This is a genomic window from Vibrio sp. 1401 (genome assembly GCF_033340295.1).
This window is the reverse complement of the sequence record NZ_JAWOWF010000004.1, coordinates 179225-186686: the sequence shown is the minus strand read 5'-3', so window position 1 is coordinate 186686 and position 7462 is coordinate 179225. Positions and strand designations below refer to the sequence as shown.

General features: G+C 43.5%; 9 protein-coding genes and 1 other RNA gene. 3 read left to right on the top strand and 7 right to left on the bottom strand.

The window, feature by feature from the left end:
* Nucleotides 1-148: 148 nt before the first annotated feature.
* Complete coding sequence (locus tag R7Z77_RS04100; protein WP_005380994.1) at nucleotides 149-631, bottom strand: YbaK/EbsC family protein; 483 nt, start codon at nucleotides 629-631, stop codon at nucleotides 149-151.
* A 26-nt stretch (nucleotides 632-657) separates the two neighbouring features.
* Complete coding sequence (locus R7Z77_RS04095; RefSeq protein ID WP_025998531.1) at nucleotides 658-1287, bottom strand: LysE/ArgO family amino acid transporter; 630 nt, start codon at nucleotides 1285-1287, stop codon at nucleotides 658-660.
* Nucleotides 1288-1434: 147 nt separating this feature from the next.
* Between R7Z77_RS04095 and R7Z77_RS04090 the strand changes: the two genes are divergently transcribed.
* Nucleotides 1435-2331 (top strand): LysR family transcriptional regulator ArgP, encoded by an 897-nt coding sequence (locus R7Z77_RS04090; RefSeq protein ID WP_005380990.1) that lies wholly within the window; start codon nucleotides 1435-1437, stop codon nucleotides 2329-2331.
* Between the two features lie 207 nt (nucleotides 2332-2538).
* Nucleotides 2539-3231, top strand: a complete 693-nt coding sequence (locus R7Z77_RS04085; protein WP_064377011.1) for an oxidative stress defense protein — start codon at nucleotides 2539-2541, stop codon at nucleotides 3229-3231.
* Nucleotides 3232-3302: 71 nt separating this feature from the next.
* On the opposite strand, the gene serA is transcribed toward R7Z77_RS04085, so the two are convergent.
* The 5 genes from serA to R7Z77_RS04060 form a co-directional block, all read right to left on the bottom strand.
* The gene (gene serA, locus R7Z77_RS04080; protein ID WP_017821632.1) at nucleotides 3303-4535 is read right to left on the bottom strand and encodes a phosphoglycerate dehydrogenase; all 1233 of its coding nucleotides are present in this window, start codon (nucleotides 4533-4535) and stop codon (nucleotides 3303-3305) included.
* 274 nt (nucleotides 4536-4809) lie between these two features.
* The gene (gene rpiA, locus R7Z77_RS04075) at nucleotides 4810-5466 is read right to left on the bottom strand and encodes a ribose-5-phosphate isomerase RpiA (protein ID WP_053304138.1); all 657 of its coding nucleotides are present in this window, start codon (nucleotides 5464-5466) and stop codon (nucleotides 4810-4812) included.
* Between the two features lie 53 nt (nucleotides 5467-5519).
* On the bottom strand, nucleotides 5520-6119 hold the full coding sequence (locus R7Z77_RS04070; protein ID WP_025768838.1) for a 5-formyltetrahydrofolate cyclo-ligase: 600 nt from the start codon (nucleotides 6117-6119) through the stop codon (nucleotides 5520-5522).
* Nucleotides 6120-6124: 5 nt separating this feature from the next.
* A non-coding RNA gene (gene ssrS / locus R7Z77_RS04065) (6S RNA) lies at nucleotides 6125-6309 on the bottom strand.
* 8 nt (nucleotides 6310-6317) lie between these two features.
* On the bottom strand, nucleotides 6318-6626 hold the full coding sequence (locus R7Z77_RS04060) for a cell division protein ZapA (RefSeq protein WP_005384553.1): 309 nt from the start codon (nucleotides 6624-6626) through the stop codon (nucleotides 6318-6320).
* A gap of 249 nt (nucleotides 6627-6875) precedes the next feature.
* On the opposite strand from R7Z77_RS04060, the gene R7Z77_RS04055 reads away from it, so the two are divergent.
* The gene (locus tag R7Z77_RS04055) at nucleotides 6876-7454 is read left to right on the top strand and encodes a YecA family protein (RefSeq protein WP_033907447.1); all 579 of its coding nucleotides are present in this window, start codon (nucleotides 6876-6878) and stop codon (nucleotides 7452-7454) included.
* The last annotated feature ends 8 nt before the right edge of the window (nucleotides 7455-7462 follow it).

Below are 7462 nucleotides of genomic sequence, written 5' to 3'. Positions count from 1 at the left end.
GTGAGTTTAAAAGCGAGGGAGTAATCGCGCTGAGTTCTTTTAGTTGTTGATTTCATAACACTCTCCAATTTTGGGGGTAGAAAGTGTCAACCTTATTTAGGACGGCACAAGTCGATATTCAAAAGCGAGGCCAATAGGCCTCGCTTTTTTATATTTCGTAAAGGGTGTGATGACCAGCAAGTAAGAGGCGTTTTAGATGTTTACCTGCAAATCCAAATGTGAACTCAGGTAAGCCAGGCGTATAGAGCAACTCTTGATGTTGATAGAGATTGGTATCAACAATGATAGTGATGTATTCCGGTAAGCCTATTGGGCAAACCGCGCCGGGTACGCAACCTAACACTTCGACCATTTCATCGTCATTACAAATAGAGGGACGTTTACCTGTAATCGCTTTAATCTGCTTGGCATCGAGGCGCGAGTCCTTATCTGTCAGATAAACCGCGTAACCTTGTCCTTTGAGGGTTAAAAAGAGGCTTTTGGTATGCGTACCCGTCCAACCAAGCTCTCTCGCAATGCGTATATCTGTCTCAAAGTCTAAGATGGCTTCGTGCTGCCATTCCCGAAAAGGAATAGAGAGCGCGTTGAATCGCTCTCTATTGTTGTTATAAATACGTTTTAGTGACTCCATGTCTTTGCTGCCTTACTACCTGGTGATTACCAATACTTATCAATAAGCTCACTCGCTAAGATATATGCGATTGTGAACATCATCATTGCGATTGCAATGTCGATGGTTTTTTTCACTTTTGGTTTAGAGAGTGTTGGACCTAGTTTGGCTGCTCCTATCGATAAAGTGTAGAACCAAACAAAGGAAGCCATAATCGTACCTAGTGCAAAAGCAATGCGATCATGGCCTTCAAATTGTCCACCGATCGAACCTAGAATAACGACAGTATCTAAATATAAGTGCGGATTAAGCACAGTGACGGCTAACGCACCTAGAATAACCGTTCGACGACCTCGAGCTACGATCTCCCCTTTTGATTCCGATTCACTCTCTGGCTTAAAAGCACTTTTTAGTGAGAGCAGTCCATAGAAGCTCAAGAAAGCAATACCACCAAGTGTCACCGACGTCAGTAAGATTTCATTTTGAGACAGAATTGCACCACCACCAAAAATACCTAGAGAGATGAAAATCATATCTAGCACGCTACAAATAGTGGCGGTTGTTAGGTGGTGGTTACGCTTTATGCCTTGATTCAAAACATACGCATTTTGCGCGCCGATCGGAATGATCATTGATGCTCCTAAACCAAAACCTTGCAATAGAACCCACAAGCTCACACTTCACCTCACTTCAAAATAACAAATACATTTACAGAAAAGGGAAAGATAAAGCGTTTATCTAAATAAGTATAATTAATGATTTTAATCTTACATTAGATAGACTAATTTAACGGGAGGCGTTTGATCAAGAGTGAGAGGAAAGGTATGCGAGGGTTAGATTACAAATGGATTGAGGCATTAGACGCTATAGTTTATCAGGGTAGCTTTGAGCGTGCTGCCGAGCATTTATTTGTTTCTCAATCCGCCATTTCTCAACGTATCAAGCAGTTAGAGAAGTTTCTCGCGCAGCCTGTTTTAATTCGAAGCCAGCCACCTAAGCCAACGCCAATTGGTAAAAAATTGTTGGGTCTTTATCGGCGAGTACGCTTGCTAGAGCATGAAATTCTCCCCGAACTAAAAAATGATACCAGTACGCGACCTGTGCAACTCTCTTTAGCGACTAATGCAGATAGCCTTGCAACATGGCTACTGCCAGCGCTGCAAAATGTTATGAAGCAGCGTCAAGTTGAACTAAAACTGACTATCTATGGTGAATACCGCTCTATTGAAAAACTCAAAAGTGGCGAAGTGACAGGAGCGATCAGCTTGGAGTCCCAGCCAATCCCCGGATGCAGAGCAGACTATTTAGGTCGCATCGATTATGTTTGTGTCGCGAGCCCAGAGTTCTATCAGCGTTATTTTTCTAAAGGCGTAAATAATCAGACATTGGCAAAAGCACCGGCCGTTTCATATGACCAATATGATGATCTACATAAAACATTTCTTACCGAGCATTTTAACGTCAATCCTGACAGCGTTATTCATCACAACATCAGTAGTTCTGAAGCGTTTCTAAAAGTGGCGTTAGCTGGTGTTGCTTATTGCTTGATCCCCCGCTTGCAAATTACCGACGAATTAGACAGAGGTGTGTTGGTTGATGTGACTCCAGGTTTTTTAATGTCCCATCGGATTTATTGGCACCACTGGCAGTTAGAAACTGGGGTATTACAAGAAATCTCACACGCGATAGTGGGGTATGCGCAGCAGCATCTACCTCAATAAGTTTGTCAGAGCTGCATATCGTTAACTTAGTGTGTTTTGTTTAAAAATTACGCCAATGTTACATAGTCAAAGTTGTGTTAGAAGTCACTATGGGTGCTTGGATAATCGGCGGAAGTTTCTATTATGAAACCACACGCTTTCTCAGCCATGATAGTGATGTTGGAATCTGAGATTAAGTACTTAATTTTGTATGGATGGATTTATTGAATGAAATTGTATTCATTTTTGCTGGCTTCAGCACTCAGCCTTACCAGTGCTTCAGTTTTGGCGAATACGCCAGAGTTTGCTCATGTTACGACAACGGGGTATGGCGAAGTGACGGCCACACCTGATATGGCTACGTTTTCTGTAAAAGTAGTCGATACGACAATGACGGCCGAACAAGCGAAATTGTCCGTAGATAAAACCGTTGAAGAGTTTCTAAAAAGCTTATCGGATGCCGGCTTGTCAAAAGACAATATTACTAGCTCGAATTTATACCTTGCTCCTCAGTACCATTACCCTAAATCAGGAAAAGCAGAACTTGTTGGGTATCGAGCATCTCGCAGTATTGATGTCACGGTGACGGAGCTGAAAAACCTTAACCAATACCTAGATATGGCGTTAGAAGCGGGAATTAATCAGGTTGATAATATTCAACTTAAGGTAAGCAACCAAGCCGAGTATCAGCAAAAGGCACGAATGGCTGCGATTAAGGACGCAAGAGAAAAAGCAGGGTCATTAGCGACTGGTTTTGAGAAAAAGTTGGGCGATGTATGGCAGATCAATTACAGACAGATGCACGTTCAGCCTGTGTTAATGCGTTCAATGGCGATGGATAGTAAAGAAGGAGCGAATAGCTACCAAGATTCAACCATGATCATTCGCGATCAAGTCGATGTCATTTATAAGCTAAAGTAAGGCTTAGCAAACAGTAAAAAGCAAAAGGCAGGGAGTTACAACCCCTGCCTTTGTCGTTTCTGTTTCACTGTTTAGTGAAGGATACGAGCACGGATTGTGCCTTCAATGTTTTTGAGCTTTGTTAGAGCTTCTTCTGCTCGTTCAGTTTCAACGTCGATCACTACGTAGCCTATTTCAGCGGCTGTTTGTAGGTACTGCGCGGCAATGTTAATGCCTTCTTCAGCAAAGATGGTGTTGATCTGAGTTAGAATACCAGGACGGTTCTTGTGAATATGAAGCAGACGAGAGCACTCACCACTGTGTTCTGGCAATGACACTTCAGGGAAGTTTACGCTTGAAAGTGTCGAGCCGTTATCAGAGTACTTAGCCAGTTTGCCCGCCACTTCTAAGCCGATATTCTCTTGTGCTTCTTGCGTTGAACCACCAACGTGTGGAGTGAGAATGACGTTATCGAATTTTTGTAAAGGAGACTCGAACGGGTCAGCATTTGTTTTTGGTTCAGTTGGGAATACATCAATTGCAGCGCCGGCAAGGTGACCAGCTTCTAAGCTATGGCAAAGTGCAGGAATATCCACAACGGTGCCACGTGCCGCGTTGATAAAGATGGAACCTGGTTTCATTCGAGCAAATTCAGCTTCACCCATCATGTTTTTCGTTTCCGGTGTTTCGGGAACGTGCAAAGAAATCACATCACATTTGTTCAATAGTTCACTCATGGTATGTACTTGCGTCGCATTACCAAGGGACAGTTTGTTCTCAATATCGTAGTAGTAAACGCGCATACCTAAGTTTTCGGCAATAATACCAAGCTGCGTACCAATGTGACCGTATCCGATAATGCCAAGGCACTTACCACGAGCTTCGTAAGAGTTGTCTGCACTTTTCTTCCAAATACCGCGATGTGCAAGAGCATTCTTTTCAGGAATACCACGCACTAGTAAAAGGATTTGCCCAAGTACAAGCTCTGCCACGCTTCGAGTGTTAGAGAATGGTGCATTAAAGACAGGAATACCGCGTTTTGCTGCTGCGTCTAGGTTTACTTGGTTAGTGCCAATACAAAAACAGCCAATTGCAACCAGCTTGTTCGCCGCATTGATTACCTCTTCGGATAGGTTCGTACGGGAGCGGATACCAATGAAGTGCACGTCTTTTACCGCTTCAATTAGTTCTTCTTCCGGAAGGGAACCTTTATGGTATTCAATGTTGGTATAACCAGCTGCTTGAAGAACTTCAACTGAAGAAGGGTGGAGTCCCTCTAACAAGAGGATCTTAATCTTTTCTTTTTCCAGTGAAACTTTGGCCATTTTTTCTCGTCCTTAAAATGGAAAGGTGGGCTAATGTGGCGCACATTGGGCAAAACTATTAAAAAGGGGATAATTAACAGTTTTGTAGGAAGACAAACGTTTCCCTGTGCGTCTTCTGTTCAATAAAGTAACAAAAAAAAATTGCTTTGGGTAAGAAAATTACGGAATAAGAGATAATTTTCTTATAGAAAGGAATAAAAAACGGTGCCTTGCAGCACCGTATGTAATGAAATAACAGAAAAGTGAACCAGATAGGTTCATTTTAGGCTGTTATTTACTCTTCAATTTTTGTACCTTCTGGTGTGCCAGTGATCACTACGTCTGCACCACGATGAGCAAAAAGACCCACAGTCACCACACCAGCGATGCCGTTTATTTTGTCTTCCATTTCTTTCGGGTTGGTAATTTGCATATTGTGCACATCCAGAATCACGTTGCCGTTGTCAGTCACAACGCCTTCACGGTAAGCTGGATCACCACCTAGTTTTACCAATTCACGAGCCACGTAAGAGCGTGCCATTGGGATTACTTCAACAGGCAATGGGAACTGGCCAAGTACGTCAACTGCTTTAGTGCCGTCAACGATACATACGAACTTATCAGAGATTGCTGCGACTATTTTCTCACGAGTCAGAGCCGCGCCGCCGCCTTTGATCATTTCACGTGCTGGGTTGATCTCATCTGCGCCATCAACATACACATCCAGCTTCATTACATCGTTACACTCGTATACTTCAATACCAAGCTCTTTAAGGCGCTCAGTTGAAGCGACAGAGCTAGACACTGCACCTTTAATATCATCTTTGATAGTGCCTAGTGCATCGATGAAGTGATTCACGGTAGAGCCAGTACCAACACCGACAATGCTGCCTTTCTCAACATATTTTAGTGCTGCCCAACCAGCCGCTTTTTTCATTTCATCTTGAGTCATGCCAATCTCCTGAATAGATGTTCGTTAACGTTTGCGGGCGTGATTATAGCGGCTTACTTGTCACTTTCCCATTGCCATATTTGGCTTGGGGTCACGATCTTAGGTAATGGAATGTCCCAGCTTTCAATTGGTAAGCGTTCTACATGTTGGCAGTCATGAGCGATACCAACAGGTTTAGCTCCCTCTCCAGTTATAAACCAACGTGACAGAGTACGATCGTAGTACCCTCCGCCCATGCCTAAGCGGTGTCCGATGCTGTCGAACCCAACTAAAGGCGTGCAGATTAAATCAAGCTGGCGAACGGGTTTGAGGTGTCTGATATCGAGCTTGGGCTCTAAGATGCCGTACTTGTTGTAGACGAGCTGTTCATCACTTATATACTGAAGAAACAGTAACTGACCTTTAGAAAAGGGATGGATGACGGGCAGATAAACCGATTTTCCCTGTTGCCATAACCATTCAATGAGCGGTTTAGTATCAAGCTCACCGTCTGCAGAAAGGTAGATGGCAATATGTTGCGCCTGCTCGATTTCAGGAAGTTGGGAAAATTGAGTAATAAGGTCGATTCCCGCTTGGTATTGTGTATCACTGCACAGAGCGTTGCGCTTTTCACGAATCAGTTTGCGGAAGTCTTGTCGAGAGAGGTCTGACATAGAGAGAATACCCCAGGGTGCCGTTGAGGATTGTGGCCCTTGAACCAGCTGGTTCAAGGCGGATCAGCAATGACAACCGTAGGCTTCTCGGTGCATGCCGAGCTTGCTCAATAGTTACCAAATACTAACCCTTAGGTATTGCTTATCGGCTCAGGGACTTAAATCCTGCTGACGCACACCCCAGGGTAAATTTTGTATTTACTGCTGTCCTTGCGTAACTTTGCTTAGTGCGTTCTCTAAAGACGCGGTGAGCTTTTCCATTCGCTCAGTAATTTCTTGCTGTTGACCATTGGATTCGTATGACTTGGTGTGCAACTCATAGCAAATATTCAATGCAGCAAAGGTCAGCAGTTGGATTTCATTGGTTACCTTAGTACGTTCGCTCATTTCTTTCAATCGGCGATCCAGATCTTTTGCCGCTGCAACAAGAGACTCTTCTTGTCCTGTCGGACAATTCACTCGTGTAAGTTTGCCTAATATTTCAACGTCGATCGCTTGATTGCTCATGATGAATAAACTCTATATTCGCGCTATCTAAGGTGTTGCTTCATACAACTACCGAGGAGCAAACTATAGGAAAACCGCTATTAAGATTCAAGCATTTCCCATCACAGAAAGAGAAATGATGACGAGATCACACAGGAATTGGGCAAATTGAACAAATGCTGTCCAAAATTGAATTTGATAGCCGTTTCAGACCACTAACCTTGATGGTAGGATATACCAATACATTATTACGCAAGAATGAGCCAAGTTATGAGTGAAATCACCCTTCCTGAATACCAATCTATTGCTGCTGAACTGCAATCTGCAAGCCTAGCAGTAACACCTGCGGAATTACATGGCTTATTTGTCGGCATGTTAAGTGGTGGATTGGCGATTAATGATCAAACTTGGCAGCCTATTCTGTTTGACTACACCAATGATGGTATGGGTTGGCCTTCTACCGCGCTAGCTTTTGCTCAAAGCGTATTCACTGTTACTGTCAATGAACTAACTGGCACGTCGATGGAGCTGTCTTTATTATTGCCAGATGAGCCGGGCGAAGAAGGCTTATTCGCATTAGCCGACAGTGTGTCCGACTTTGTAAACCACTTTATTTCTGGGCTAGGTCTAGCAGGCGTTGCTCTTAATAAAGCATCTGATGACGCTAAAGAAGCACTGGCTGACTTAGAAGAGATTGCCAAATTAGGCATCGATGAAGATGACGATCTTGGTGAACAAGCGCAATTGCTAGAGCAAGTGATTGAGCACATCAAAGCTTGCGTACTAACGATTCATGCTGAATTTGGTGTTCGTCCTGAAAGCAGCGACAAAAAACCTACTATTCACTAATCGTAGAC